Origin of the sequence: Pseudomonas sp. MWU12-2029, assembly GCF_023242425.1 — a bacterium.
GTDB classification, from domain to species: Bacteria; Pseudomonadota; Gammaproteobacteria; order Pseudomonadales; family Pseudomonadaceae; genus Aquipseudomonas; species Aquipseudomonas kribbensis.
Genome location: NZ_JALJDY010000012.1, coordinates 56,968 through 82,722 on the forward strand (window position 1 = coordinate 56,968; position 25,755 = coordinate 82,722).

The window sequence follows — 25,755 nt, forward strand, 5'->3', positions numbered from 1 at the left end:
AACAGCCATCGGACCTGAGCGCGACAGCCGTGGCCTTCAACTCAACGCGCAACGTGATGCCGCACTACATGGAGAGTTTTTTATGCCAATGAATACCTTTGCGTTTCATCTTTCCCCACGGGGCAAACTGCGCTGGGCCATCGCCAGCCTGTTCCTGGTCGCTCACCTGCCGGGCGCCATGGCCGGCGGTGTGGTGGTTGCACCCGGCCCCGGCGGCACCGCGCAATTGCAGACCCAGGGCGGCGTCCCGATCGTCAACATCGTCGCGCCCAACGGCTCTGGCCTGTCGCATAACCAGTTCCTCGATTACAACGTCGACCGCCAGGGCCTGGTCCTGAACAACGCCTTGCAGGCCGGGCAATCGCAGCTCGCCGGGCAACTGGCGGCCAACCCGCAATTGCAGGGCCAGGCGGCGAGCGTGATCCTCAACGAAGTGATCAGCCGCAACCCGTCGGCCATCAACGGCGCCCAGGAAATCTTCGGTCGCGCCGCCGACTATGTACTCGCCAACCCGAACGGCATTTCGGTGAACGGCGGCAGTTTCATCAACACGCCGAACGCCAATCTGGTGGTCGGCCGCCCCGAGCTGAACGACGGCAAGCTGCAAGCCCTGAGCACCCGCGACGCCACCGGTCAGTTGCAGATTCAGGGCGGCGGCCTGCGTAACGGCGAAGGCTCGATCAACCTGATCGCGCCGCGTATCGACAGCCAGGGTGCGATCACTGCCCGTGATCAACTGAACCTCACGGTCGGGCGCAATCAGATCGACTACGCCAGCGGCCAGGTGAAAGCCGTGGACCCGGCGGGCAACACCACCGATCAACGAATCGACGCCAGCCTGTTTGGCGCGATGCAGGCCGGGCGCATCAACATCGTCAGCACCGCCGAAGGCGCGGGCGTGAAGGTCGGCGCGGTGCAAGTCGCCGGGCGTGACGGTGTACAGATCCGTTCGGCTGGCGACCTGAGCGTCAGCGGTCAGGCGATCCCGGACAGCCTCGACGTGACCCGTGCAGGCATTCGCAGCAGCCAGGGCGACGTCGGCCTGCACAGCGGCAAGGACCTGACGCTGGCCGCCACCGATGTCAGCGGTCGTGACGTGAAGGTCGATGCCAAGCGCAACCTGACCCTGACCACCGTCGAAAGCCGCAAGCTCCAGGAACAGCGCGAAAACTGGAACAACAGCACCATCGGCATCACCTGGGAAACCTACGAGCGCACCAAGACCGACAGCGATTCGCGCCAGCACGGTAGCCAGATCATTGCCAGCCGTGACGCGCAACTGTCGTCCGGCAAAGACACCGAACTGAAAGCCGCCAAGGTCGACGCGAAGAACAACCTCAGCGTGCAAAGCGGCGGCGACCTGCGCCTGACCGCCGCCACTGAAAGCCATGTGCAAACCGATCAGGGCAAGCACCGCAAACACCTGTGGAAAGCCGACTGGGACAGCAGCAGCGAAGAACAGCACAGCGTCACCAGCCAGTTGAAGGGCGGCAACATCGCCCTGCAAACCGCTGCACTGTTGCGCTCCGAAGGCGCCGAAATCGACAGCGCCGGTGACCTGCAACTGGCCGGCAAACAGGTGGAAATCACCACCGCGACCCGCACCAATCGCAGCAGCGACAACCGTTATTCCGGCGATCTGGTCGGTGGCGGTTTCTTCGGCAAGACCGGCGACGCCGACAAGGGCCAGACCCAGCATCAGGGCAGCAAGATCAACGCCGCCGGCAAGCTGCTGGTCAAGGCTGACGACGTGCGCATCAGCGGCAGCCAGGTGCGTGGCGCCAAGGACGCCAGCGTGATCAGCGACAACGGTTCGCTGACCATCGACGGCGTGCAGGACACCTCGCATAGCAACAATCACGACAAGGACAGCAAGTTCTTCGGCATCACCAAGGACGAGTCCCGGCAGAACAGCAAGGACAGCACCACGGTGCGCAGCGAGCTGGCGTCCGACAGCAACCTCAAGCTGAAAAGTGCCAAGGACATCGAAGTCGCCGGTTCCACGGTCAAGGCCGGCGGTTCGCTGACGGCGGATGCGGCGGGTGATGTGAATGTGCATTCGACGCAGAACACCCACGACAGCAGCAACAGCACCCAGACCCGAGGCTTCGACGCCTACGCCAAGGAGCAGACGGCGGAGCAGTATCGCGCCGGCGTGCATTACGAAGACAAATCCCAGACCGTTACTGCTAACGACGTCACGCAGCAGGGTTCCAGCCTCAGCGGCGGCACCGTGCAGGTGAAGGCGGGCGGCGACGTGACGCTCAAGGGCGCCGAGGTGAAATCCACCGCTGGCGACACCACGCTGAGCGGCAAGAACGTTTCGTTGCTGGCCGAGCAGGACAGCCACAGCACCTCGACCGAAACCCGCAGCACCGGCGGCGGTTTCTACTACACCGGCGGCCTCGACCGCGCGGGCAGCGGCGTGGATTTCTCGCACAGCACCTCGCAAGACACCACCGCTAAAAACACTGCGCAAACCACCGGCGTGCAGAGCAGCGGCAGCCTCAACATCAACGCTGACAAACTCGCCACCGAAGGCGCGCAACTCAAGTCCGGCAACGGTCTGAACGTCGCCGCCAACGAAGTCGACAACCGTGCCGCCAGCAACACCGAAAGCAGCATCCACAGCGAGAGCAACTGGTCGGCGGACATCGGCGCCAACGTCGAATACAAAGACATCGCCCGGCCGATTGCCGGCGCGGTGAAAGATGTGCTCGACGGTAAGGTGCCGGACAAGGACGCACTGGCCAATCTCGGTCAGCCGAACGTCGGTATCGACGTGGCGGTCGGTCATGCCAGCGCCGATAAAACCGGGCAGGGCAGCAACGCGGTGGTCAGCCGGTTCGACGGCCAGACCGTGGACGTGAAGGTCGGCGGCACGCTGCACGACCAGGGCACCCAGTACAACGCCAGCGCCGGCAAAGTGAACATCAGCGCCGACAAACTGGTGGCCGACGCGGCCAGCAACACCCGCAGCAGCACCGAGAATTCAGTGGATGCCAAGGTCGATGTGCGCGTCTACACCAAGACCGGTGAAGACGTGAACGTCGCTGGCAGCGGCGCGGGTGGCAGCAGCCAGTCGAGCAAGGACAGTTCCACGGCGGTGGTCGGCGGTTATGCCGGTAGCCAGGGCGTGAACATCATTGTCGGCCGCGACGCACAGTTCGAAGGCAGCCGTTTCGATGGCGGGCAGGGCGGTGTCAGCGTCAAGACCGGCGGTGATCTGGCGCTGAACCAGGCCAGCGACCGTCAGAGCAGCGACAGCTCCAGCCTGCGCGGCAACGGCTCGCTGACCGTCGGTACCTTGCCGGGTACCGATGGCACCAGCGTCGATCTCGGCGCCGGGTTCCAGCTCGATCACAAAGGCAACCAGACCACCGACACCCAGGCCCATGTCGCCAGCCTCAGCGGCAACGGTCCGGTGCAACTGAGCAGCGGCGGTAATCAGGTTCAGCAAGGCACGAAGATCGACAGCGCTGGCGCTATCGACCTGAAGGCCGACGGCAAGCTCGACCTGCAAGCGGCCACCGACACCCACGTCGCCACCGGCAGTAATCTCGGCGGTGGCCTGAAGGCTGGCGGCAGCAAGACCAGCAGCGAGAAGAGCCGCGATCAGGGCGGCAACCTCAGCGGCAACTTCAACATCGGCCGGGTCAACGAGAACACGCAGACCCTCACCGGTGGACAACTCAACAGCCAGAACGGCATCGCGCTGAGCGGTGATTCGGTGCGCCTGAAAGGCACTCAGGTCACTGCGCCAAACGTCAGCATCGACGCGCAGAAGGGCGGTTTCGTTCAGGAGTCCGCGCAGTCCACTGACAACCGTAACAACTGGAACGTCGCGCTCAACGCCGGTGGCAATCTGAGCAAAAGCACGCCGACCGCCGCCGATGAAAAAGTCAGCAGCGATCACGGCTTCAATGCCGGGGCCAAGGTCGGCGTGGATTACCTGCAAGGCACCACCCAGCAGAACAGCCAGATCAAGGCTGAAACTGTGGTGTTGAACAGCGCCGGTGATGCGAGCCTGAGCGGTGCGCGGATCGATGCGCGCAATGTCAGCGGCAACGTGGCCGGTGATCTGTCGGTCGAGAGCCGTCAGGACTCCAGCACTCATGCCAAGGTCGATGTCGATCTGGGCCTGACTGCCAAGAAAACTCCAGCCGACGACAAGGGAAAACTCGCGGGCACCGACTACAAGCCGACACTGAAAGCCGAAGGCGAATACGCGCACAAGGACAGCGTCAAACAGGCTGCCGGCATCAGCGGTAGCCAGGGTGTGAACCTGACCGTCGGCGGCGCTACGCAGCTGACCGGCGCGCGGATTTCCGCCACTGAAGGCAAGGTCGATCTGGGTGGTTCGAAGGTCAGCAGCACCGATCTGAGCAACCGCGACTACGGCGTGAAAGCCGGCCTGGACCTGCCACACAAAACCGAAGAAAACGCACCGAAGGTTTCCCTTGAAAATGGCAACCTGAAAGTCGGCCCGGTGACCCTGAGCGGGCATCTGGACAGTCAGTCCCTGCAAGCGGGGATTGACGAAAAAGGTTGATTCACCGTCAGTGAAACCGGCGGGAGCGAGCCTGCTCGCTCCCGCTTCTGATGTGCGCCTCTCTCAAAACGGCAGCCACTGTCGTTTCCCGTCAAGTCGATGAATGCATGCGCTCTACACTCGGATGAAACCGGGAGGCCGCGCCATGCACGACAACGTCCAACACCTGAGAATCCAGCTGGCCTGCGCCCTGCGCTGGGCCGCGCGCTTGAACCTGCACGAGTCCATCGCCAATCATTTCAGCGTGGCCACTTCACCGGACGGCCGCGAGTTTCTGATCAACCCTTACGGCAAGCATTTCTCGCGGATCCGCGCCAGTGATCTGCTGTTGCTCGACGCCGACGATTCGGCCAGTCTCGACCGCCCGGACGCGCCGGACATCACCGCCTGGGCCTTGCACAGCGCTTTGCACCGCAACCAGCCCCAGGCCCGCTGCATCCTGCACACCCACAGCAAATACGCGACGACCCTGGCCTGCCTGAAGGACTCACGACTGCCACCGATCGAGCAGAACAGCATGCGTTTTTTCGAGCGGGTGGCGATTGATGACGGTTTTGATGGGATGGGCCTTGGAGACGAAGCGGAGCGAGTCAGCAGGCTGCTCGGCGACAAGCCGATCCTGCTGATGGGCAATCACGGCTTGCTGGTCGCGGCGCCGAGCGTGGCCCAGGCGTTTGATGATCTGTATTACTTCGAGCGGGCTTGCGAGGTTTACATCACGGCGTTGGCTACCGGGCGCGAATTGCGTGTGGTCAGCGATGAAGTGGCGCGCAAGACCTGTCGGCAATGGCTGGATTATCCGGGGTTTGCCGACAAGCATTTCAACGCTTTGATGGGCATCCTCGATGAGGAAGAGCCGGCGTACCGACAGTGACTCACTCCTGTGACGAATGCGCCTTGCTCAACGGCTGGCGCATCACCGGTGCGCTCCACGCCTGACGCCGGTCCTCGCTCGGCGGGCAGCCAAACCGCGCGCGGTAGGTGCGGGAGAAATGCTCCAGCGAGCCAAACCCCGAACACGCCGCCACCTGGGCCACGCTCATTTGCGTCTGTTGCAACAGGTTGTGCGCCCGGGCCAGGCGCAGGGTGATGTAGTACTTGAGCGGCGAGAGCCCGGTCTGATGTTTGAACTGGCGCTCCAGTTGCCGCCGCGACAAACCGACTTCACTGGCAATCGCCTCGCAGTCCAGCGGTTCTTCCAGCGCCTTTTCCATCAACTGCACGGCGCGGCGGATCTTGTTGCCGTACATCCCGCTGTTGCCCAGGCCGCCGTCGAGCTGATTGTCCGCCGGGGCGCGCATCTGGCCCATCAGCAGGTGCAGGCCGATTTCCCGGGCCAGATCAGGATCGATGCGCTGGCCGATCCAGCCCAGCAGCATGTCGAGAATGGTAGTCGCGCCGGCGCAGGTCAGGCGCTGGCGTTCGAGGGTGTAAAGCTGAGGTCGGGCGCGGAGCTTGGGGTAACTTTCCTGAAAGCCTTGCAGGTTGTCCCAATGCACCGCCGCTTCGTAGCCGTCGAGCACACCGGCAGCCGCCAGCAATTCAGTGCCGGTTTCCACGCCGATCAACACCGCCCCGAACAGCGCCTGCTTGCGCAACCAACTCTTGAGCGCCGGGTTGCGACTGTGTTGATGCACCTCGAAACTGGCCAGCACCACGCAGGCGTCGAAGGCCTGCTCGTTGTTCAAACCGTCTTCGGCGATGCTCGCCAGACCGTTGCTGGCCGTCACCGGGCCGGGCTGCAACGACAACAGCGTCCACTCGAACAGCGTACGCTGGCTCAGCCAGTTGGCGATGGCCAGCGGTTCCAGCACCGCCGCCAGCCCGAAGTTGGAAAACGCCGGCAACAACAGCACCGCCACTCGCAGCGGTGCTTCATGACGCGGTACAGCTTCAGCGGATCGGGTCATCGCCATCTCTGCTTTATCGTTGTTCGGTCTGCCAGTGCGGATGGGTCCACACCGGTACATCGGCGGCTGGCAGCGGGGCGAGGTTGCGGATCAGATCGCTGGCCTTTTCCGCGATCATCACCGTCGGTGCGTTGGTGTTGCCGCTGACGATCACCGGCATGATCGATGCGTCCACTACCCGCAAGCCGTCGAGGCCGTGCACTCGCAGTTGTGGATCGACCACGGCTTCAGGGTCACCAACCGGCCCCATCTTGCAGGTGCCGCTGGCATGGTAGCCGGTTTCCGTGACTTGCCGCGCCCAGGCGTCGAGCTCGGCGTCGGTCTGCACCGAACGGCCCGGCACCAGTTCTTCACCCTTGAACGAGGCCATGGCCGGCTGGTCGAGGATCTCGCGCACCAGCCGTGCGCCGGCGCGCATGTCGGCACGGTCCTGCGCGGTCTTCAGGTAGTTGAACAGAATCCTTGGCGGCCTCCGGGGTTCGGCGCTGTGCAATGTCACGCTGCCGAGGCTGGTGGGACGCATCAGGTCGATGTGGATCTGGAACGCGTGGGTCGGCACCAGTTCGACGCTGCCCGGTTGCACGGCCAGCGGCATGAAGGTCAGTTGCAGGTCCGGGTGTTCGACCCCGGCCCGAGAACGCAGGAATGCACCGGCCTCGAAATGATTGCTCGCCGCCAGACCATCGTGACGGACGAACCAGCGTGCACCGATCCACCATTTGCCCGGCGCGGTGGTCCAGCGATACAGCGACACCGGTTGCTTGCAGCGAAATTGCACCACCGCGTCCGGGTGATCGTTGAGGCGTTTACCGACGCCGGGCAGATCGTGAATCACGCTGATTCCGAGGTCGCGCAGTTCTGCCGCCGGGCCCACGCCCGAGAGCAACAGCAATTGCGGCGAATTGATCGCCCCGGCAGTCAGCAACACCTCCCGGCGGGCGCGGACGGTGTTCGTTTCGCCGTTCTGTTCATAGTCAATCCCGACCGCTCTCCGACCCTCGAACAGGATGCGCAGCACCAATGCATCGGTCACCACCCGCACATTGCCCCGCGCCAATGCTTCGCTCAGATAACCGCGCGAAGTGCTCCAGCGCCGACCGTTGCGCGTGGTGCGATCCACCGGGCCGAAAGCCTCCTGCCGATAGCCGTTCAGATCCTCGCTGACGCCATAACCGGCCTCGGCCCCCGCCGCGATGAACGCTGCGCACAACGGTGTTTCGACATCGCCGGGAGTGACGTGCAAATGGCCGCTGGCGCCGCGATAGTCATCACCACCATCGGCGTGAGTCTGCGCACGCTTGAAGTACGGCAGCACCTCGCGATAGCTCCAGCCGGTGCACCCCTGTTCGGCCCAGCCGTCGTAATCCCGGGCATGGCCACGGATGTAGACCATGCCGTTGATCGACGATGAACCGCCGAGAGTGCGGCCTCGCGGCGTGCCGATTCGCCGGCCGTCGAGGTACGGCTCGGGCTCCGACTGATAGCGCCAGTTGTAGCGCGAGCCGCCCACCACAAGGCCCACGGCGGACGGCATGTCGATCGTCCAGCTCTTGTCCTCGGGCCCGGCCTCCAGCAGCAGGATGCGCACGTTCGGGTCTTCGCTCAGGCGATTGGCCAACACGCAACCGGCCGAGCCGGCGCCCACGATCAGGTAATCAAACCCGGTTTCGTCCATGGTTTGCTCCGTTCTGACAAATGACGAGGGAAGGGCGGATCAGTCCACGGAATGGCCGTGAATGCCGTTGAACACCAGGCGATGAAAGTGATGTACCAGATGCTCGCTTTCGTTGCTGCGCTGGGCGTCGATCATGTAGCGGCCCTGGTCATAGCCGAGCGAGCGCAGGCCTTTTTGCACCGAGATGTTCAGGGCGATGTCTTCGGGGCCGAGGTCTTCGTTCATCCACTTCATGCACGCCGTGCTGACGGCGGCGGTCTCGGAGTTGCTGGAGTAGTAACCGAAGCGCAGCAGCGAGCGCTCGGCGTCCAGCGGAATCATGATGAACGAGCCGAGAAACTCGGAGAACGGGAAGGTGTAGAAGGTGTTATTCGGCCACAGGCCGATGTTGAAAAAGCATTCCTGTGGGTTCAGCTCGCTTTTCAGCGGCACGCCATAGGCTTCGGTCGCCGACAGGTTGGCCGGTGCGGCGTAGGTCCACCAGTTGTCGCGTTTGATCAACTGGTAACCCTTGAAGTCGATCAACCGGGCGAGGTCGATGTGGCACGGGCCGGACAGTTTGAAGTGATAGCCCTCGATGGAATTGTCCATGATCACTTTCCAGTTGGCCGGCACGATTACGTCCTGTTCCTCGATCAGGTGCATGTCGGCCAGATCCGGGAACACCCGACGCATTTCTTCGTCGGCACCGGGGAACAGATCCCGCAGCGACGGCGCATTCGGGTCGAGGTTGAAGTAGATGAAACCGCCGAGTTCTTCGGTGCGTACCTGGGGAATGTTGAACTGTGCCAGCTCGAAATTCTTCATCCGCTCGCAACGGGGCGCACCGCGCAGGCTGCCGTCCATCTCGTAGCACCACGAGTGATAGGCGCAGCGCACCACGCCGCCGGTGGTGCCACGGCGTTCTTCGAGCAAGCGATTGCCGCGATGCTGGCAGACGTTGTGAAAACCATGGATCTGCCCCTGCCGGTTCTTCGCCACCACCACGCTCTGGTCGAACAGATCGGTGACCACGAACTGCCCCGGTTCGGCGAACTCACTGACATGCCCGGCGACATGCCAGGCCTTCATGAAAATGTTGTCGCGCTCGGCACGGAACAGACTGTCGTCGTAGAAATAGCGCGAGGGCAGGGTGAAGGCCTGCTCCGGATCCTGCTGATCCCAGGCATCGACCGGGCTGTGCTGCTTGCGGGTCTGGAAACTGTGCATGAGGCGATCTCCACGGCTTGTTGTTGTGGGATCTAATCTAGGGTGCGGGGCGTTGTGGGGGTTGATGGATTGCGACCAGTTGCTGGACGGAATGATCAATCGCACGCTGGACCGGGAAGGCCTTGACAGCCCTGCGATAATGAAACTTCACCGCGATCATGATGCAGAGGAAATTTCTTCATGGACAATCAAGCGCTCAAGGCTTTGTTCGACCAGCAGTCCGCTGTCTATGACAAACAGTGGAGCGGCATGGCGCCCATTCGTGATGCGCTTTATTTGCTGCTGGATTCGGTATTCGCGGGCCTGCCGGAAAATGCCCGGATTCTCTGTGTCGGCGTGGGCACCGGCGTGGAAATGGCGCACCTGGCGCGGCGGTTTCCCGGCTGGCAATTCACCGGGATCGATCCTTCGGGCGCGATGCTCGATGTGTGCCGTCAAAGAGCGACCGAAGGCGGCTTCCTGGCCCGTTGCCGTTTTCACGAAGGTTATCTCGATACGCTGACGGATGACTCCGCTTACGACGGGGCGACCTGTTTTCTGGTGTCGCAGTTTTTGCTCGACCCGCAGGCCCGTATCGGCTTTTTTCACGAGATTGCCCGCCGTCTGCTGCCGGGCGGGGTTCTGGCGAATGCTGATCTTGCCTCTGACACCGCGTCACCGGCCTACGAAGCACTGCTGCTTCACTGGATGACGCTGATGGCATCGGCCCAGGTGCCGCCGCAAATGCTTGAGCGAGCGCGTGCGGCGTATGCCAGCGATGTGGCGATCCTGCCGGCGCCACAGGTCGCCGGACTGATCGAATCGGCCGGTTTCGAGGCGCCGGTGCAGTTCTTTCAGGCGGGTTTGATGCATGGGTGGTTTTGCTCGCGCGCGGCAGCAATTGGCGCGAGTTAGAGCACTGAAGTTATTGGGGGAAAACAGTTTGATCGGCATTCCCGAGGAATCCATTGCTTCGGTTTAATAGGAAGCATTACTATTCACACCCCTTTCCTCAGCACGCCGCAATGATCCCCATGCTGCCCCGCAGACCCGGCTTTCTCGAGCATTACGAAGAGTTGATCGGCACCTGGACCCGTCGCCTGCGCAATCGCTCGCAGGCTGAGGATCTGGCGCACGACACCTTTGTGCGGGTGCTCGAATCCGATTCGTCGGCGGTGCAGCAACCCCGGGCGTATCTGCACCAGACGGCGCGCAACATCGCGGTGGACGGCTATCGGCGTGAGGACCGGCGGGGTGCCATGGAGTCGGAGGCGATCGATCTCAGTGAGTCGCCGACCGGTGACCCGGAGCATTACATGCATGCGATCCAGCTGGCCGATTCCATCGAACGGGCGCTCACCGAATTGCCGGTCAACTGTCGGCGGATCTTCGTCTGGCAGAAGATCGAAGGCCTGACCCAGGCGGAAATCGCCGAGCGCCTGGGCCTGTCCAAGAACATGGTGGAAAAGTATATGATCCGCACCCTGCGGCATCTGCGTGATCGCCTGGACGGGGCGCAATCATGAGCCGCGGCGTCTTTTCATCCCCAGCCAAACAGGACATTCCATGATGGATACTCGTGATTGCGCGTGCGGGCAAACAACGGTGCGCGATGAGGCGGCACGCTGGTTTGTGCGTTTGCAGGAGCCTGCTGTCGACGCCGAACAATATCGGAACTTCGAAGCCTGGCTGAACGAGCATCCGCAGCACCGTGACGAATTCCAGTTGCTGCAAGGGCTGTGGACGGCGGCGGATCTGCTGCCGGCGCCACGGCTCAAGGCCCTGTGCGACACTCCGCCAGCGCGTCGCGAACGCCGTCCGTTGCTGCGTTATGCGGTGGCGGCCAGTGTGGTCGCGGTGGCTCTCGGGCTCGGTCTGTTCAGTGGCTTGAATCACCCGGCGGGTTACAGCGCGGAATTCGTCACGGCTCTGGGCGAGCGCAGGCATGTGGCATTGCCGGATGGCTCGGTGATCGATCTCAACAGCCGCAGCCGTTTGCAGGTGCGTTTCGAGAAGGATCGGCGCCTGATCGAGTTGAGCGAAGGTGAGGCGATGTTCAGCGTCGAGCACGATACCTCGCGGCCATTCGTGGTCGAGGCCGGCAGTGGCAAGGTGACGGTCACCGGCACGCGCTTCGATGTGCGCCGCGACGTGACCCAGACCCGGGTCGCGGTGGAGCAGGGGACGGTCAAGGTTCAGGGGCGTCATGCACCGGACAACGAATTCATCAACCTGACGGCCGGCCTCGGCACCCATGTCGATGCCCATGGCGTTGTGGCTCAGGCCTACGCAGTCAACCCGGCGGAGCTGACGGCCTGGCGCAGCGGCAAACTGGTGTTCAACAACGCCAGTCTCAGCGAAGTGGTCGAAGAAGTGTCCCGATACCGCGACAAGCCGTTGACCGTCGCCAACCCGGCCGTGGCCAGTCTGCGCCTGACCAGCGTGTTCAAGTCCGACAACACCGACGCCTTGCTCAAGGCCTTGCCGAGCATCCTTCCGGTGGCCGTGCGTACCCACGCCGACGGCAGTCAGGAAATAATTTCAAAATAAAATTCAGGTTTTTTTCGAGTTCGTCGTCTTCCTGTTCAACTGCAACTGGTTTGCATTAACAGCCGCACACTCTTGCGATCCACAGGACTCCGTACGACGTGAAAAACACCTCTGCCAACAACAAAAAATCCCCCTGGTTGCCGCTGGCGCTTGCGCTGGCGGTCAACGCTGCGATGCCGCTGGCATTCGCCGCCGACGCCATTCATATCCGCGCGCAGCCACTGGGCCAGGCGCTGAGCGAACTGGGTCAGCAAACCTCGCTGCAAGTGTTTTTCAGCCCAGACCTGGTCGCCGGCAAACAGGCCCCGGCCGTCGATGGCAATCTTTCCCCGGAAGACGCGTTGCGCCAGTTGCTGCAGGGCAGCGGCCTGAACTATCAGATCAATGAAGGCTCGGTGACCCTTTCGCCAGCGCCGACCGCAGCCGCCAACGGCCCGCTGGAACTGGGCGTGACCGACATCAAGGTGGTCGGTGACTGGCTCGGCGACGCCGATGCCGCCGTGGTACAGAACCACCCGGGCGCGCGGACCGTGATCCGCCGCGAGGCCATGGTCGAGCAGGGCGCGATGAACGTCAGCGACGTCCTCAAGCGTGTGCCGGGCGTGCAGGTGCAGGACTCCAACGGCACCGGCGGCAGCGATATCTCACTGAACGTCGGCGTACGTGGCCTGACTTCGCGCCTGTCGCCGCGCTCCACCGTGCTGATCGATGGCGTACCGGCGGCATTCGCGCCGTACGGTCAGCCACAACTGTCGATGGCACCGATTTCTTCCGGCAACCTCGACAGCATCGACGTCGTGCGCGGCGCCGGTTCCGTGCGTTACGGGCCACAGAACGTCGGCGGCGTGATCAACTTCGTGACCCGTGCCATCCCGGAAAAAGCCACCGGTGAAATCGGCACCACCCTGGAAACCACTCGCTACGGCGGCTGGAAACACATCGACACCGCTTTCCTCGGCGGTACCGCCGACAACGGCATGGGCGTGGCGCTGTTGTACTCCGGCGTCAACGGCAACGGTTACCGCGAGCGCAACAACGGCAACGACATCGACGACGTGCTGCTCAAGACCCACTGGGCGCCGACCGATCAGGACGATTTCAGTCTCAATTTTCACTACTACGACGCCAGCGCCGACATGCCCGGCGGCCTGACGCAGAAGCAGTACGACGACAAGCCGTATGACTCGGTGCGCGACTACGACAACTTCAGTGGCCGTCGCAAAGACGTGTCGTTCAAGTGGATCCGTCAGATCGACGAGCGCACCCAGGCCGAAGTGCTGACCTATTACACCGACAGCTTCCGCGGCAGTACCATCGCCGCCCGCGACCTGAAAACCCTGAGCTCGTACCCGCGTTCCTACTACACGCTGGGTATCGAGCCACGTGTCTCGCGGGTATTCGATGTCGGCCCGACCACTCAGGAAGTCAGCGTCGGTTATCGCTACCTGAAAGAGGCCATGCACGAGCAGTCGAGCCGTCTGGCGCTGGTCAACAATGAGCCGGTGGTCACCAAGACGTCCGACGGCCATGTGTTCCAGGACCGCACCGGCGGCACAGAGGCCAACTCGGTCTACGTCGACAACAAGATCGACGTCGGCAACTGGACCATCACCCCGGGTATTCGCTTCGAGCACATCAACACCGACTGGCATGATCGCGCCGTGCTCGACACCGCCGGCAAACGCGTGCCGGAGAAAAACCGCAGCATCGAGAGCAACGAACCGCTGCCGGCGCTGAGCGTGATGTATCACCTGTCGGATGCGTGGAAGCTGTTCGCCAACTACGAAACCTCGTTCGGCAGCCTGCAGTATTTCCAGCTGGGGCAGGGCGGCTCGGGTGACCAGACGGCCAATGGCCTGGAGCCGGAAAAGGCCAAGACCTACGAGATCGGCACCCGCTACAACGATGACGTGTGGGGCGGTGAAGTGACGCTGTTCTACATCGACTTCGATGACGAACTGCAATACATCAGCAACGACGTGGGCTGGACCAACCTCGGCGCCACCAAGCACCAGGGCATCGAAGCTTCGGTGCACTACGACATGGCGGCGCTCGATCCGCGCCTCGATGGCCTGACCGCCAACGCCGGTTTCACCTACACCCGCGCCACGTATGAAGGCGAGATTCCAGGCTTCAAGGGCCGCGACCTTCCGTTCTACTCGCGTCAGGTGGCGACCGTCGGCCTGCGCTACGACATCAACCGCTGGACCTACAACATCGACGGTTTCGCCCAGTCCAAGCAGCGTTCACCGGGCACCGGCGTGAATGCCGATGGCAGCTTCAGCAACAACTACATCACCGAAGGCACGGCGGATGGGCAGTACGGCGACATCCCGGGTTATGTGACCTGGAACGTGCGCGGCGGCTATGACTTCGGTGCGCAGCTGTCGAACCTGAAGCTCGGCGCCGGGGTGAAAAACATCTTCGACAAGCAGTACTTCACCCGCTCCAGCGACAACAACTCGGGGATGTATGTCGGCGCACCGCGTACGTTCTTCGTGCAGGCCAGCGTCGGATTCTGACGCTGTATGGCTCGTTCCCACGCTGAGTGGGAACGAGCTGGATCAGACCTTCAGCGCTTTCCCGCCAATTGCCACCGCCACCAGCAGCGTCGCCATCAACCCGAAGGCGAAACTCAGGCTGCTGGCATGGGCGACAAACCCGATCACCGCCGGCCCCGCCAGAATCCCCGCGTAACCCAGCGTGGTGATCGCCGGTACCGCGATGCTTTCCGGCATCACTGTCTGCTTGCCCACCGCCGTGTACAGCACCGGCACAATGTTCGAACACCCGGCGCCGACCAGTGCATAACCGACCAGCGCGGCTTCCCAGCTCGGGGCGAGCGTCACCAGAAACAGTCCCGCCGCCGCCAGCAGACCGCCAAACAGAATGATCCGGGTCGCACCCAATGCGCGAACGATCCGGTCACCGGTCAAACGGCCCGCAGTCATCGTCAGCGCGAACGCGGCATAACCCAGCCCCGCATAGGCTGTATCGATCCCGCGTTCCTGCGCCAGGAAAACCGCACTCCAGTCCAGCGCTGCGCCCTCGGTCAGGAACACGATGAAGCACATCCCGCCAATGAACAGCACAATCCCGTGGGGCACTGCGAACGCCGGCCCCGAGCTTTCACTGCCGTAAGGCAACATGTGCGGCACAGCCTTGAACAGCGCCGCGATCAGCACCGCGACCACCACCAGCATCGCCGCCAGTGGCGACAAGCCGAGGCCGAGCAAGGCACTGACGCCCGCCGCGCCAACGATCCCGCCGAGGCTGAACAGGCCGTGAAACCCCGACATCATGTTCTTGCCGCTGGCCCGCTCGACGATCACCGCTTGCAGGTTCACCGTCGAATCCACCGTGCCGAGTCCGGCGCCGAACATGAACAGCGTGGCGATCAGCGCCGGGATCGACGACACCGTCGCCAGCAACGGCAACGCTGCACAGATCAGCAACGTGCCGCCGGTAGCCACGCGCCGACAGCCGAACCGCGTGGCCAGAATCCCTGCCAGCGGCATTGCCAGAATCGAACCCACACCCAGACACAACAGCAACAGCCCCAGCGTCCCTTCATCGAGCCCGGCCCGCGCCTTGGCATACGGCACCAGCGGCGCCCACGCCGCGATGCCGAGCCCGGCGATGAAGAAGGCGATGCGCGTGGACATCTGTTGCAGGCGTCCGGGGACGAAGGTGTCGTTGGGCGTGAGACTGGTCATGGGAATCCTTGGCAAAAAACGTTTCAGCAGGAGACATCCTTGCACAGCTCATCAGTGGGAGCGAGCCTGCTCGCGATAGCGTCGTGTCAGTCGGACTTTCATTGACTGATACACCGCCATCGCGAGCAAGCTCGCTCCCACAGGGAGTTGCGTTTTACAGTGACACCTTTGGCAATTTGAAACCAAGGGGCGGTTCATGACGCAGTTCTACGATGCACGGGGCAATATCTACGGAGTGGTCTCACCCCGGGCGCTGCGGGAGTCGGGCATCGATCTGCCCATCGATGCCGCGCAATGTGCCTTGTCTCGACAGGCGTGGAGCCGCGCCGCGATCGCCCTGTGTTGTGACTGGCCCGACGGTCAGCGACCTGCCGGCAGCAAGGCTCACCGCAGCGATGGCTTGCTGATCGGTCCGTTTCAATCCTCGCCTCCTTTCGATCTGCTGATCGTCAACACCGACGGCACGTTGGCCGAGCGCAGTGGCAACGGCTTGACGATTTTCTCTCAGGCCCTGCTTGAGCAAGGGCTGATGCCGGAAGAGGGTGCATCGTTGCAGGTGCATCACGACAAGCAGGATGCGTCGTCGCCAGTGCCCGTTTCCGTCAAACCGGCAGAAGTGGCCGGCGTGCAAGGCTTCTGGCTGGATCTCGGGAAACCGGGTTTCGGCCCGAATGCAGTTGGCGCAGTCGGCGTTGAATCGGTGCGGTTCAATAACGTGGAAGTGAGTCGCGTAAGGCCATTGGCGCAAATCGATCCTGCGTGGGCACACAGCCAGTTCGTGCGCATCGGCAATCCCCATTGTGTGACGCTGGTACAGGATGAAGCCGCATTGCCGGGCGACGCGCAGATGCTTGAATCGCCGCTGGCTGACAGCCTGACCGCCATCGCGTACGCCATGCCCGTCGGCGCCGGCCAGCCGTGCCCGGCCGGGATCAATCTGCAGTGGGCGATGCACGCAGGCGATCAACGCATCGCCGCACGAGTATTCGAACGGGGCGAGGGGCCGACGGCGTCTTCCGGCACCAGCGCCAGTGCGGTGGCGTGTGCGGCATGGCGGGCGGGCTGGGTGTCGGCGGGAGAAGTACAGGTGGTCATGCCGGGCGGGACGGCACCGGTATTACTGGAAGAAGAGGGCGGTGAACTGACTGGCGTGCGTCTGTTCGGCACCGCGCATCAGACAAAAAGATGAAGTCCCTTTCATGATCGTCCCCCCGGGAACGATGGATCCCTTGGACTTCACTGTGAGCCGGTTCGCTGTGGTTGTCGCCTGTCAGATCTGACAGGGCGGCTCTATCGTTTTGCGATAAGGCCGCCGCGAACCATAACCTTCTAATTCCTCGATTCAGTGAGCCTTGAACAGTTTCACTGCAACCACGGCAGTGGTGTCCACCGTCAAATGCAGCAGTGCCTGCGGAGTGGTTTGAGCATCCTTGAAACATTCGACGATGACCGCTTGCGCCGCGCAGGCCTGTATCGCCAGCCGGTCAGCGTCGCGCAGCTGCCGTTTCACCGCCGCACTGACCGGGATCGGTGGGTGGCCCTCGCGAACCGCTGTGCAGAATTTCAGGGAGATTTCTCTTGGTGTGGGCGGTGACGGTGAAGCCAGGCCTGCTTCTGCAAATAAATGATTGAGCTGCTCCGCCGCACTGACGGCTCGCGGAAAACCGGCAAAGGCTGAGGCTTGCAGCAGCACCTCTGTCATTTCGCCGGGCGCCAGGCCAGATGCGAGCCCGGTCTTGAGGTGCACGCTCAGAGGTGGCCCCACCATGCCCGATGCCACAACGGAGGCAAATGACACGGCCTCGCGCAATCGCGGGTCGAGACCGGGGCGCGCGTGCAAATACCCGTACACCACGCCAACGGCCAGTTCGCCCAACGCGGGAGCGGTATGAAACAAGGCATCGAGCCGGGCGCCGCCATCGGGCACCAGATCGATGAACGTATGACGGCCTTCGCGATACAGCGTGGCCATGGGATCGGAAGCAGTTTTGGGGTTCATGTCGCGTCCTCATGCAGCAATGAGGATGGCAGCGGAGCAACTACGCGCGAACTACGGCATGACAGGGCGTCCATCGGGAAAGGTCGGCGCCGTTGCGACGCCGACCTCTACACCTTAGACGAACTCCACCACCGGCATCTGCCGCTTCACCAACACCTTTCCGTCACGGATCGAATACAGCGGCAGACCCTGGCTGCGGATGACTTCGTAATCGCTGTCCGCCGACAGGATCAGCAGATTGGCCGGGCGACCCTGTTCCAGGCCATAACGCTCGCCGAGGTGCATGGCTTTGGCGCTGTTGTCGGTGACCAGATCCAGTGCGCTTTGCAGGTTGCGGTAACCGAGCATGTGGCAGATGTGCAGCCCGGCTTCGAGCACGCGCAGGATGTTGCCATTGCCCAGCGGATACCAAGGGTCGACGATCGAATCCTGGCCGAAGCAGACGTTCATCCCGGCCTCAAGCAATTCATTCACGCGGGTCACGCCACGGCGTTTCGGGAAGTTGTCGAAGCGGCCCTGCAGGTGAATGCTTTCGGTCGGGCAGGAGACAAAACTGATGCCCGAATGCCCGAGCAGGCGGAACAGTTTGGCGCAGTAGGCGTTGTCGTATGAGCCCATCGCGGTGGTGTGGCTGGCCGTCACGAGTGCGCCCATGTCGCGGCTGCGGGCCTCTTCGGCCAGCACTTCAAGGAAGCGTGAATGCGGGTCGTCGGTTTCGTCGCAGTGCACGTCCACCAGGCAGCCGGTGCGTTCGGCCAGGTCCATCAAAAACTTCACCGAGCTGACGCCCTGGTCGCGGGTGTATTCGAAATGCGGAATTCCGCCGACCACGTCCGCGCCCATGCGGATCGCTTCTTCCATCAGCTCACGACCATTGCGGAACGACTCGATGCCTTCCTGGGGGAAGGCGACGATCTGCAGGTCGATCAGGTGACGGCTTTCCTCGCGCACTTCGAGCATCGCCTTGAGCGCAGTGAGCTGCGGATCGGTGACGTCGACGTGGGTGCGCACGTGCTGGATGCCGTGGGCGGCCAGGGTCTGAATGGTCTTTTTCGCCCGGGTTTTGGTGTCTTCCTGGGTGATGGTGACCTTGCGCTCGCCCCAGCATTCGATGCCTTCGAACAGCGTGCCGCTCATGTTCCAGCGCGGCTCGCCGGCGGTCAGGGTGGCGTCGAGGTGAATGTGCGGCTCGACGAAGGGCGGCACCACCAGATTGCCGCCGGCGTCGAGGTCGTCGGGGCCCAGGGTCGGCGCTTCGGTCTGGCGCGCGATGCTGCGGATCAGGCCGCCTTCCAGGTGCAGTTCGTGCAGACCTTCCTGGTTGCGCAGGCGGGCGTTGATGATGTGCATCAGGCAAATCCTTCTTATAGGTCTTGTAGTGGCGCGCTGGCGCGGCGGGCGCCCAGCAGGCCGGTGACGATGACATACGTTAGCGCGGCAGCGGCGATCCCCACCAGCGGCGCGATCCACGGCGAGTGAAACGCGGCAACGGTGCCAACCGCGTAGGCCCCGAGCCCCGGCCAGTTGAAGGCCGGCAGCCGTGCGTCGGCCAGACGCGGATAACGCCCGCGCCAGCGGAAGAAAAAGTCCGCCATGATCACGCCGCCAATCGGCGGAATCACGGTGCCGAGCAGGATCAGATAAGGCACCAGCATGTCATACATGCCCAACAGCGCGAGCAGCGTACCGATCACCGCACCGGCCAGGGTCACGGTCTTGCGGCGCCCGGTGCGCAGCAGGTTGCAGCCGGCGACGGCGAAGTTGTAGATGGTGTTGTCCTGGGTGCTCCAGATGTTCAGCAACAGCATGGCCATCGCGGCCATGGCGAAACCTTGCAGCAGCAACACTTCAACCACGTCGGGCTGCTGATAGACGATCGCGCCATAGGCACCGATCAGCACCATCAGACCGTTGCCGATGAAAAAGCCGATCAGGCTGGCCAGCACCGCTACCCGCGCCGAACGGGAGAAACGCGTCCAGTTGGTGGCCTGGGTCGCGCCGCTGACGAAGGTGCCGAACACCAGCGTGATGGCGGTCGACCAGTCCAGCGAACCGGTCGGCACCACGGCCAGCAAACCATCAAGGCCGCCGACCTTCACCGTGGCCACCCACATTGACAGCATCAGCAGCAACATCATGGCTGGCACCGCGATGTACGACAGAATCTCCAGTCCGCGATACCCGACATACGCCGTGGCGCAGAACACCAGGCCGAACAGCACCATCAGCCCGAGCACCGTACCGTCGTCCAGGGCGAAATATTTGCCGAGCACCACCGCTGCCGTGGCGGTGCCCCAGGCGTACCAGCCGATCTGGGTGAAACCCAGGATCAGGTCGCTGAGCTTGCTGCCGACTTCGCCAAAGCAGAAACGCCCCATCAACACCGAGTTCAGGCCGCTCTTGAAGGCGATGTAACCCAGGGCCGCGGCGTACAGGCCCAGCAGCAGATTGCCGATGATGATCACGGCCATCATCTCGCCAAAGTCGAACGCCACGCCGAGCTTGCCGCCGGCAAACATGGTCGCGGTGAAGAAGGTGAAACCCAGCAGCACCATGGCCGTCGAGGCCAGGCCTTTGCGGGCGTGCATAGGGACTTCGCTGAGGGGGTAGTCGTTGCCGGGATCGTTCTGCGTCATGGCGGGCGTTCCTTGCTGGAAAGGGGAGGACGCGAGGAGGTTGCAGCGGTCGTGCCAGTTACCGATTGGCGAGGTTATGTATAGACGAGGGAGCGGATTTGGCGCGAAAGCGGTGCGCCTGCCTCCGCTGAAGCACAATGAGGGAGCCATCAGGCCGGTTGTTTTTCGGCTCAGAGAAAACGCAGCAGCGCGGCGACAATGGCTTCCGGCGCATCTTCCTGCACCAGATGCCCGGCATTCGGAATCGGATGAAACTGCGATCCGGGGATCATCTGGTGCAAGGCCCGGCCGCGTTCAATGGGAATCCACTGATCTTCCTCGCCCCAGAGAATCTGCACCGGGCAGCGGATCGTCGGGTACAGCGGCTGTACTTCCAGCGTGTAGCGCTGGTCCATCTGCGCGATCTGCCGGTAGAACGCCGCTTGCCCCGGATCACCCAGCCACGGCTCCACGTAGGGCGCCAGTTCATCCTCGGGAATGTCCCGGTGAATGGCCCCGCGAATATAGGCCGGCACGATGGCGCGCTGGATGTAGTCCGGCAGGCCGCTGAACGCTGCTTCATGCTGGCGCACGTGCTGCACGAATGGCGAGCCCCAGGGCGTCAGCGCCACCGGATCGATCAGGGTCAAGGTGCGGTAATCCTTGCCGTTGAGCAGGTGCGCGCGCAGGGCGGTGGCGCCGCCGAAGTCGTGGGCAACCACGTCCGGGCGTTGCAGGCCCCAGTGATCCAGCAACTGCGCGAGCAATTCGTTCTGCACGCCGAGGGAGACGTCGGCGTTCGGTTGCTCGGAGCGCCCGTAGCCCAGCAGGTCGAAGTAATGCACCCGATGGCTGGCGAAAAAATGCGGCGCGATGCGGTGCCACACACAGGAAGAGAAGGGCGTGCCATGCACGAACACCAGCGGCGGGCCGTCGCCGCGCACTCCGTGGCGAATCTGTCGCCCGTTGAAATCAAAGACCTGATCCAGCAGCCAGTCCGTCATGGGCCTGTCCTCTTGGCGGGTTCGAGCCAAAAAGCATAGGCGTAAAAAAACCACCGGTCTCGGTGGTTTTTTGTGTCGTGGGAGTTACTCGCCGCGATAGATGCAACCGCTGGTGCAGGTCTCGTGGATGCGGATCGCACTGAGTTCCGGCAGCAGGGGCTTCAATTCATTCCAGATGAATTTGGCCAGCACTTCGCTGGTCGGGTTCTCGAGGCCCGGAATGTCGTTCAGGTAGTTGTGGTCCAGACGCTCGTACAGCGGCTTGAAAATCGCCTTGATCTCGGAGAAATCACGGATCCAGCCAGTGTGCGGGTCGAGGTCGCCGCTCAGGTGAATCGCCACTTTGAACGAGTGACCGTGCAGGCGTCCGCACTTGTGGCCGTCCGGTACGTGGGGCAGACGGTGGGCGGATTCGAACGTAAATTCCTTGAAGATTTCCACAGTGATTTCAGCTCTGTTCAGATGGCGTTCGCCGCAGCGAATTCGGGCAGGCGGCGAGTTTACCAGCTTGTCCCCGGCTGTGCTGACTAAAGGGTCAGCAAGCGCTCGGCGAGGCGACCATTGGCAGTCAGTTCAAGGAATTCATCGCCCAGCCGGCGGCTCTCGTCCATCGCCGCGCGCCAGTATTTCTGCCGGCTCGGTGCATCGCCCATGAAACGCTTGAAGTCGTTACGGTCGGGGAGTTTGCCGTAGGGCAGGCGCGTCAGGTATTCCTTGGACGGCGCGAGCAGCAGCACGTCTTGCAGGCGCTCGGTCGAGGCTTTGCGCCACGGCAGGGTCTTGTCGAACCAGCCCGGGATCACCCGGTCGGTGAAGTGCGGGTAAAGCACGATGCCGTCGCCGCTGTAGGGCAGGTCGAGGTGATAGTCCAGCAGGCCACCGTCACGAAAGGTGCCAGCACCGGCGCCCGGCAGGTCGCGCACGCCTTCCATGACCATCGGGATCGACCCCGAGGCCAGCAGCGCCTGACGCAGGTTGCCGGCATTGAGGGTGACGAAGCGCGACGGGAAATCGTTCAGCGCATGCACCGGCGGCGCCAGGCGCGGGTCGTGGATGATCAGCCGTTCGAAGTGTCGCGACAGCCGCGCCCGGCCCCGCAGGTTGTCGGCGATCACCGAACCCAGCGCCAGCCCGAGCCGGCCACGATGGTCGTCCGCCAGCCCTCCGTGGCTTTTGACCACCATGATGTTCAAGCGGTAATGGGCATTGTCGAGCAATACCGCATCGCGGCCGTCGAGCAGGTCATCGAGCATGCGCTGCGAACTGCGGCTGACGTCGCTGATGGTCACGCCCTTGTTGAAGTTCTGCTCGGTGTACAGGTGACCGAGGCGGCGAATGCCTTCAGCGGCGTCCGGCAGACAGGCGCTGGCGAAGCGCCAGGAGCCCACCGACGCACCGATCAGCGAACGCTCACGGGGAGCCGCCGGCAGCCACTCGCCGAACAGCGCCAGATCCAGACCCTGAATCCCCAGCGCCTTCGGTCCGCCGGCCGCACCGGGCAGGGTGCCGACGTCGGCAGCGTTCAGGCCCTGGGCGCGGATGCGTGCCATGGCACGCGGGCCAGCCTTGAGGGTGAGGGCAGGGAACTTGATGTGGATGGCTGTCATACCGGTCTCGATCGTTAGCAAGCGAAAGATTATAAGCACATGTTGCCGGCCTTGCTGAAACTGGCCCGGTGATGGCCATTCAGTTTCAGTTAAGTTCGAATCACTAAGGTGGCGCTCAGGAAGAAACACCGGACATCAGGAAAACCCATGAAAATTCTCGCGCCCCTGTTCATCGCGCTCCTTCTTTACGGTCTGACCTCGAACCTCGCCCATACCCGCGATCTGCTGGCGGATGAAGCCCGAAAACTGATCGACGCTGGTACCATTGTGCCGATTGAAACGGTCAAGGCCACGGTCATGACTCGCCATCCGGATTCGACCGTCATCGATATCGAACTGGAAAAGCGTTACGGCATTTATCTGTACCAGATCGAGCTGAAAGATTCGCAAGGCGTGGAATGGGAAATGGAACTGGACGCGAGCGACGGGCTGCTGCGCAGGGATCATCAGGACACTTAATGAAACTGTTTTTGCCGTATTCATCGACGCGCGCCACGGGACTTCTGGCCCTGGCGCTTGTTACGTTCTGCTCGGTGACGCTTGCTCGCGACCTGAATCAGGACGAAGCCCTGCGCCTGCGTCAGCAAGGCGTGATTCTGCCGCTGGAGCAGGTGCTGCATAACGCGATGGAACGCTACCCCGGTGCCAAATTGCTGGAAGCCGAGCTGGAAGAGAAACACGATGTGTACATCTATGAAATCGAGCTCCTGACCGCTGAAGGCGAGGCCCGCGAGCTGCATTTCGAAGCCGCCACCGGCCGTTTGCTGAAAGACAAGGAAGATTGATCGATGCGTTTGCTTCTGGTGGAAGACCACGTCCCCCTGGCCGATGAGCTGATCGCCGGCCTGCAACGTCAGGGTTATGCCGTGGACTGGCTGGCGGACGGTCGCGATGCGGTCTATCAGGGCCGTAGCGAACCGTACGACCTGATTGTGCTCGACCTCGGCCTGCCGGGCGTGCCGGGCCTTGAAGTGCTGGCGCAATGGCGTGCCGGCGGGCTGGCGACGCCGGTGCTGATCCTCACGGCCCGGGATTCCTGGGCCGAACGCATCGAGGGCCTGAAGGCCGGCGCCGATGATTACCTGACCAAACCTTTTCACCCGGAAGAACTGCATCTGCGCATCCAGTCGCTGCTGCGCCGTTCCAAGGGGCAGGCCAACCAGCCGACGCTCAAGGCCGCAGGGCTGCATCTGGACGAGGGCCGACAGTGCGTGGTGCGAGACGGCGCGGACATTCAACTGACCGCCGCTGAATTCCGCCTGCTGCGTTACTTCATGCTGCACCCGGAGCAGATCCTTTCCAAAAGCCACCTTGCCGAACACCTGTACGACGGCGAGACCGAACGCGACTCCAACGTCCTCGAAGTCCACGTCAATCACCTGCGGCGCAAGCTTGGCAAAAGCGTGATCGAAACCCGGCGCGGCCAGGGTTATCTGTTCGGCGGACAGGCTTCGTGAGATCGATCCAGCGCCGCTTGAGTCTCGGCCTGATCAGCGTGATGGTGGTTGTCGGCGTGATACTGGCGCAAACCAGCCTGTGGCTGTTCGAAGTGGGTTTGCAGCGTTACCTCGAAGCCGGCCTGCGTAATGACAGTGAAAGCCTGCTGGTGGCGCTGGTCCGTGGTCCGCAAGGCTTGCAACTGGATGAGCGACACCTGTCGCCGGCTTATCAGCGGCCGTTTTCTGGCCATTATTTCCGCATCGACTTTGCCGACAGTCACTGGCGTTCGCGCTCGCTGTGGGATCAGGATCTGCCGCTGCTACCGGAGCCCGGTCTGCACAGCAATCTGCAACTGGGGCCGGACGGGCAGCAACTGCTGGTCCTGCGCTCGGATTACCGACGGCTCGGTCAGTCGATCTCGATCAGCGTGGCCCAGGATTACACCCCGGTGCGCGAAAGCTTCCAGCGCATGCGCCAGATCGGTCTGGGCCTTGGTTTGGCCGGGTTGCTGCTGATCCTGATCCTGCAGCGGCTGACCGTGCACCGCGCCTTGCGTCCGCTGGAAAAGGCCCGCGAACAGATCGCTCAGTTACAGCAAGGCCAGCGTTCACAGCTCGATGAGCAAGTGCCGGCAGAACTGGAACCGCTGGTGGCGCAGATCAACCATCTGCTGGCGCACACTGAAGACAGCCTCAAGCGCTCGCGCAATGCACTGGGCAATCTGGGGCACGCGCTGAAAACCCCGCTGGCGGTGCTGCTGAGCCTGGCCTCGAACGAAAAACTCGATCCCCATCCCGAGTTGCGCAAGATCCTCAAGGAACAACTGGAACAGGTGCAGCAACGGCTGAACCGCGAGCTCAACCGTGCGCGGCTGTCCGGTGATGCACTGCCGGGGGCACTGTTTGATTGCGATGCGGAGCTGCCGGGGTTGCTGGCGACGTTGAACATGATCCACGGCGAACACCTTTCGTTGAGCTACGTCGCGCCGACCGGGCTGCAATTGCCGTGGGATCGTGAGGACCTGCTGGAACTGCTCGGCAACCTGCTGGACAACGCCTGCAAGTGGGCGGATGCCGAGGTGCGGCTGAGCGTGGTCGAGACGTCTGCAGGTTTTGTGCTGAGCGTGGAAGACGATGGACCGGGGATTCCCGAGGCGCAGCGCGATCAGGTGTTCAGTCGGGGGGCGCGGCTGGATGAGCAGACCCATGGGCATGGGTTGGGGCTGGGGATTGTGCGGGATATTGTCGAGACGTGGGGTGGGGGTTTGGTGTTGGGGGAGAGTGAGTGGGGTGGGTTGAAGGTGGAGATTCAGTTGCCTCGGCGGTGAGCCCGTAGAAGCCCTCACCCTAACCCTCTCCCAGAGGGAGAGGGAACTGACCGAGTTGAATGTTCGAGTTACACCGACGTGATATACCGAGATGTACTCCGGTACCGATAGCAATCGAGATCGGCTCCCTTTCCCCCTCGCCCCCTTGGGGGAGAGGGCTGGGGTGAGGGGG

At 62.8% G+C, this 25,755-nt stretch carries 21 protein-coding genes; 11 read left to right on the forward strand and 10 right to left on the reverse strand.

The genetic code is table 11. The features are described 5' to 3' along the window. Positions 1–82 precede the first annotated feature (82 nt). Both M5B44_RS25720 and M5B44_RS25725 read left to right on the forward strand, forming a co-directional pair. Positions 83–4,552, forward strand: a complete 4,470-nt coding sequence (locus M5B44_RS25720) for a hemagglutinin repeat-containing protein (RefSeq protein ID WP_248740963.1) — start codon at positions 83–85, stop codon at positions 4,550–4,552. Positions 4,553–4,697: 145 nt separating this feature from the next. Further along, entirely contained in the window at positions 4,698–5,426 is a 729-nt protein-coding gene (locus M5B44_RS25725; protein ID WP_248740964.1) for a class II aldolase and adducin N-terminal domain-containing protein, read from the forward strand. A 1-nt stretch (position 5,427) separates the two neighbouring features. Here M5B44_RS25725 and M5B44_RS25730 read toward each other — a convergent pair whose 3' ends face one another. The 3 genes from M5B44_RS25730 to M5B44_RS25740 are packed head-to-tail and all read right to left on the reverse strand — an operon-like array spanning position 5,428 to position 9,346. Continuing rightward, positions 5,428–6,462 (reverse strand): GlxA family transcriptional regulator, encoded by a 1,035-nt coding sequence (locus M5B44_RS25730; RefSeq protein WP_248740965.1) that lies wholly within the window; start codon positions 6,460–6,462, stop codon positions 5,428–5,430. 13 nt (positions 6,463–6,475) lie between these two features. Beyond that, positions 6,476–8,137 carry a choline dehydrogenase gene (locus tag M5B44_RS25735; protein WP_248740966.1) on the reverse strand — a complete coding sequence of 554 codons (1,662 nt, stop codon included), beginning with the start codon at positions 8,135–8,137 and terminating at the stop codon, positions 6,476–6,478. Between the two features lie 39 nt (positions 8,138–8,176). Continuing rightward, positions 8,177–9,346 (reverse strand): aromatic ring-hydroxylating oxygenase subunit alpha, encoded by a 1,170-nt coding sequence (locus M5B44_RS25740; RefSeq protein ID WP_248740967.1) that lies wholly within the window; start codon positions 9,344–9,346, stop codon positions 8,177–8,179. Positions 9,347–9,526: 180 nt separating this feature from the next. On the opposite strand from M5B44_RS25740, the gene M5B44_RS25745 reads away from it, so the two are divergent. The 4 genes from M5B44_RS25745 to M5B44_RS25760 all read left to right on the forward strand — a co-directional run bounded on the left by M5B44_RS25745 (position 9,527) and on the right by M5B44_RS25760 (position 14,397). Continuing rightward, entirely contained in the window at positions 9,527–10,240 is a 714-nt protein-coding gene (locus tag M5B44_RS25745; protein WP_248740968.1) for a class I SAM-dependent methyltransferase, read from the forward strand. Between the two features lie 110 nt (positions 10,241–10,350). After that, positions 10,351–10,851 carry a sigma-70 family RNA polymerase sigma factor gene (locus M5B44_RS25750; RefSeq protein ID WP_045121794.1) on the forward strand — a complete coding sequence of 167 codons (501 nt, stop codon included), beginning with the start codon at positions 10,351–10,353 and terminating at the stop codon, positions 10,849–10,851. A gap of 40 nt (positions 10,852–10,891) precedes the next feature. Then, complete coding sequence (locus M5B44_RS25755) at positions 10,892–11,875, forward strand: FecR family protein (RefSeq protein WP_248740969.1); 984 nt, start codon at positions 10,892–10,894, stop codon at positions 11,873–11,875. 98 nt (positions 11,876–11,973) lie between these two features. Then, entirely contained in the window at positions 11,974–14,397 is a 2,424-nt protein-coding gene (locus M5B44_RS25760) for a TonB-dependent siderophore receptor (protein ID WP_248740970.1), read from the forward strand. 42 nt (positions 14,398–14,439) lie between these two features. On the opposite strand, the gene M5B44_RS25765 is transcribed toward M5B44_RS25760, so the two are convergent. Beyond that, positions 14,440–15,591, reverse strand: coding sequence for an MFS transporter (locus M5B44_RS25765; protein WP_248740971.1), 1,152 nt, complete (start codon positions 15,589–15,591; stop codon positions 14,440–14,442). Between the two features lie 196 nt (positions 15,592–15,787). On the opposite strand from M5B44_RS25765, the gene M5B44_RS25770 reads away from it, so the two are divergent. Next, positions 15,788–16,780: a diaminopimelate epimerase gene (locus M5B44_RS25770; RefSeq protein ID WP_248740972.1), complete on the forward strand. Its 993-nt coding sequence runs from the start codon at positions 15,788–15,790 to the stop codon at positions 16,778–16,780. Between the two features lie 153 nt (positions 16,781–16,933). Here the strand turns inward: M5B44_RS25770 and M5B44_RS25775 are convergent, their stop codons facing one another. The 6 genes from M5B44_RS25775 to M5B44_RS25800 form a co-directional block, all read right to left on the reverse strand. Beyond that, positions 16,934–17,590, reverse strand: coding sequence for a carboxymuconolactone decarboxylase family protein (locus M5B44_RS25775; RefSeq protein WP_134827481.1), 657 nt, complete (start codon positions 17,588–17,590; stop codon positions 16,934–16,936). Between the two features lie 114 nt (positions 17,591–17,704). After that, on the reverse strand, positions 17,705–18,940 hold the full coding sequence (gene codA, locus M5B44_RS25780) for a cytosine deaminase (RefSeq protein WP_248740973.1): 1,236 nt from the start codon (positions 18,938–18,940) through the stop codon (positions 17,705–17,707). Positions 18,941–18,954: 14 nt separating this feature from the next. After that, complete coding sequence (gene codB / locus M5B44_RS25785) at positions 18,955–20,226, reverse strand: cytosine permease (protein ID WP_248740974.1); 1,272 nt, start codon at positions 20,224–20,226, stop codon at positions 18,955–18,957. Between the two features lie 170 nt (positions 20,227–20,396). Continuing rightward, positions 20,397–21,209 carry an alpha/beta fold hydrolase gene (locus M5B44_RS25790; RefSeq protein ID WP_248740975.1) on the reverse strand — a complete coding sequence of 271 codons (813 nt, stop codon included), beginning with the start codon at positions 21,207–21,209 and terminating at the stop codon, positions 20,397–20,399. Positions 21,210–21,293: 84 nt separating this feature from the next. Continuing rightward, entirely contained in the window at positions 21,294–21,650 is a 357-nt protein-coding gene (queD, locus tag M5B44_RS25795) for a 6-carboxytetrahydropterin synthase QueD (RefSeq protein WP_007955941.1), read from the reverse strand. Between the two features lie 86 nt (positions 21,651–21,736). Next, complete coding sequence (locus M5B44_RS25800) at positions 21,737–22,816, reverse strand: patatin-like phospholipase family protein (protein ID WP_192552053.1); 1,080 nt, start codon at positions 22,814–22,816, stop codon at positions 21,737–21,739. 147 nt (positions 22,817–22,963) lie between these two features. Between M5B44_RS25800 and M5B44_RS25805 the strand changes: the two genes are divergently transcribed. The 4 genes from M5B44_RS25805 to M5B44_RS25820 are packed head-to-tail and all read left to right on the forward strand — an operon-like array spanning position 22,964 to position 25,583. After that, positions 22,964–23,275: a PepSY domain-containing protein gene (locus tag M5B44_RS25805; protein WP_085712536.1), complete on the forward strand. Its 312-nt coding sequence runs from the start codon at positions 22,964–22,966 to the stop codon at positions 23,273–23,275. Further along, entirely contained in the window at positions 23,275–23,601 is a 327-nt protein-coding gene (locus tag M5B44_RS25810) for a PepSY domain-containing protein (RefSeq protein ID WP_085712535.1), read from the forward strand. Before M5B44_RS25805 ends, M5B44_RS25810 begins: the two co-directional genes overlap by 1 nt. Positions 23,602–23,604: 3 nt before the next feature. After that, entirely contained in the window at positions 23,605–24,273 is a 669-nt protein-coding gene (locus M5B44_RS25815) for a response regulator transcription factor (RefSeq protein ID WP_114884224.1), read from the forward strand. Next, positions 24,270–25,583 carry a sensor histidine kinase gene (locus tag M5B44_RS25820; RefSeq protein ID WP_248740976.1) on the forward strand — a complete coding sequence of 438 codons (1,314 nt, stop codon included), beginning with the start codon at positions 24,270–24,272 and terminating at the stop codon, positions 25,581–25,583. Before M5B44_RS25815 ends, M5B44_RS25820 begins: the two co-directional genes overlap by 4 nt. Positions 25,584–25,755 lie beyond the last annotated feature (172 nt).

Coding starts and splice junctions, on each gene's coding strand:
- M5B44_RS25720 (WP_248740963.1), top strand. CDS start 83: ATGCCAATGAATACCTTTGCGTTTCATCTTTCCCCACGGGGCAAACTG.
- M5B44_RS25745 (WP_248740968.1), top strand. CDS start 9,527: ATGGACAATCAAGCGCTCAAGGCTTTGTTCGACCAGCAGTCCGCTGTC.
- M5B44_RS25755 (WP_248740969.1), top strand. CDS start 10,892: ATGATGGATACTCGTGATTGCGCGTGCGGGCAAACAACGGTGCGCGAT.
- M5B44_RS25810 (WP_085712535.1), top strand. CDS start 23,275: ATGAAACTGTTTTTGCCGTATTCATCGACGCGCGCCACGGGACTTCTG.
- M5B44_RS25805 (WP_085712536.1), top strand. CDS start 22,964: ATGAAAATTCTCGCGCCCCTGTTCATCGCGCTCCTTCTTTACGGTCTG.
- M5B44_RS25790 (WP_248740975.1), bottom strand. CDS start 21,209: ATGACGGACTGGCTGCTGGATCAGGTCTTTGATTTCAACGGGCGACAG.
- M5B44_RS25815 (WP_114884224.1), top strand. CDS start 23,605: ATGCGTTTGCTTCTGGTGGAAGACCACGTCCCCCTGGCCGATGAGCTG.
- codA (WP_248740973.1), bottom strand. CDS start 18,940: ATGCACATCATCAACGCCCGCCTGCGCAACCAGGAAGGTCTGCACGAA.
- M5B44_RS25740 (WP_248740967.1), bottom strand. CDS start 9,346: ATGCACAGTTTCCAGACCCGCAAGCAGCACAGCCCGGTCGATGCCTGG.
- M5B44_RS25725 (WP_248740964.1), top strand. CDS start 4,698: ATGCACGACAACGTCCAACACCTGAGAATCCAGCTGGCCTGCGCCCTG.
- M5B44_RS25800 (WP_192552053.1), bottom strand. CDS start 22,816: ATGACAGCCATCCACATCAAGTTCCCTGCCCTCACCCTCAAGGCTGGC.
- M5B44_RS25775 (WP_134827481.1), bottom strand. CDS start 17,590: ATGAACCCCAAAACTGCTTCCGATCCCATGGCCACGCTGTATCGCGAA.
- M5B44_RS25770 (WP_248740972.1), top strand. CDS start 15,788: ATGACGCAGTTCTACGATGCACGGGGCAATATCTACGGAGTGGTCTCA.
- M5B44_RS25750 (WP_045121794.1), top strand. CDS start 10,351: ATGATCCCCATGCTGCCCCGCAGACCCGGCTTTCTCGAGCATTACGAA.
- codB (WP_248740974.1), bottom strand. CDS start 20,226: ATGACGCAGAACGATCCCGGCAACGACTACCCCCTCAGCGAAGTCCCT.
- M5B44_RS25735 (WP_248740966.1), bottom strand. CDS start 8,137: ATGGACGAAACCGGGTTTGATTACCTGATCGTGGGCGCCGGCTCGGCC.
- M5B44_RS25765 (WP_248740971.1), bottom strand. CDS start 15,591: ATGACCAGTCTCACGCCCAACGACACCTTCGTCCCCGGACGCCTGCAA.
- M5B44_RS25730 (WP_248740965.1), bottom strand. CDS start 6,462: ATGACCCGATCCGCTGAAGCTGTACCGCGTCATGAAGCACCGCTGCGA.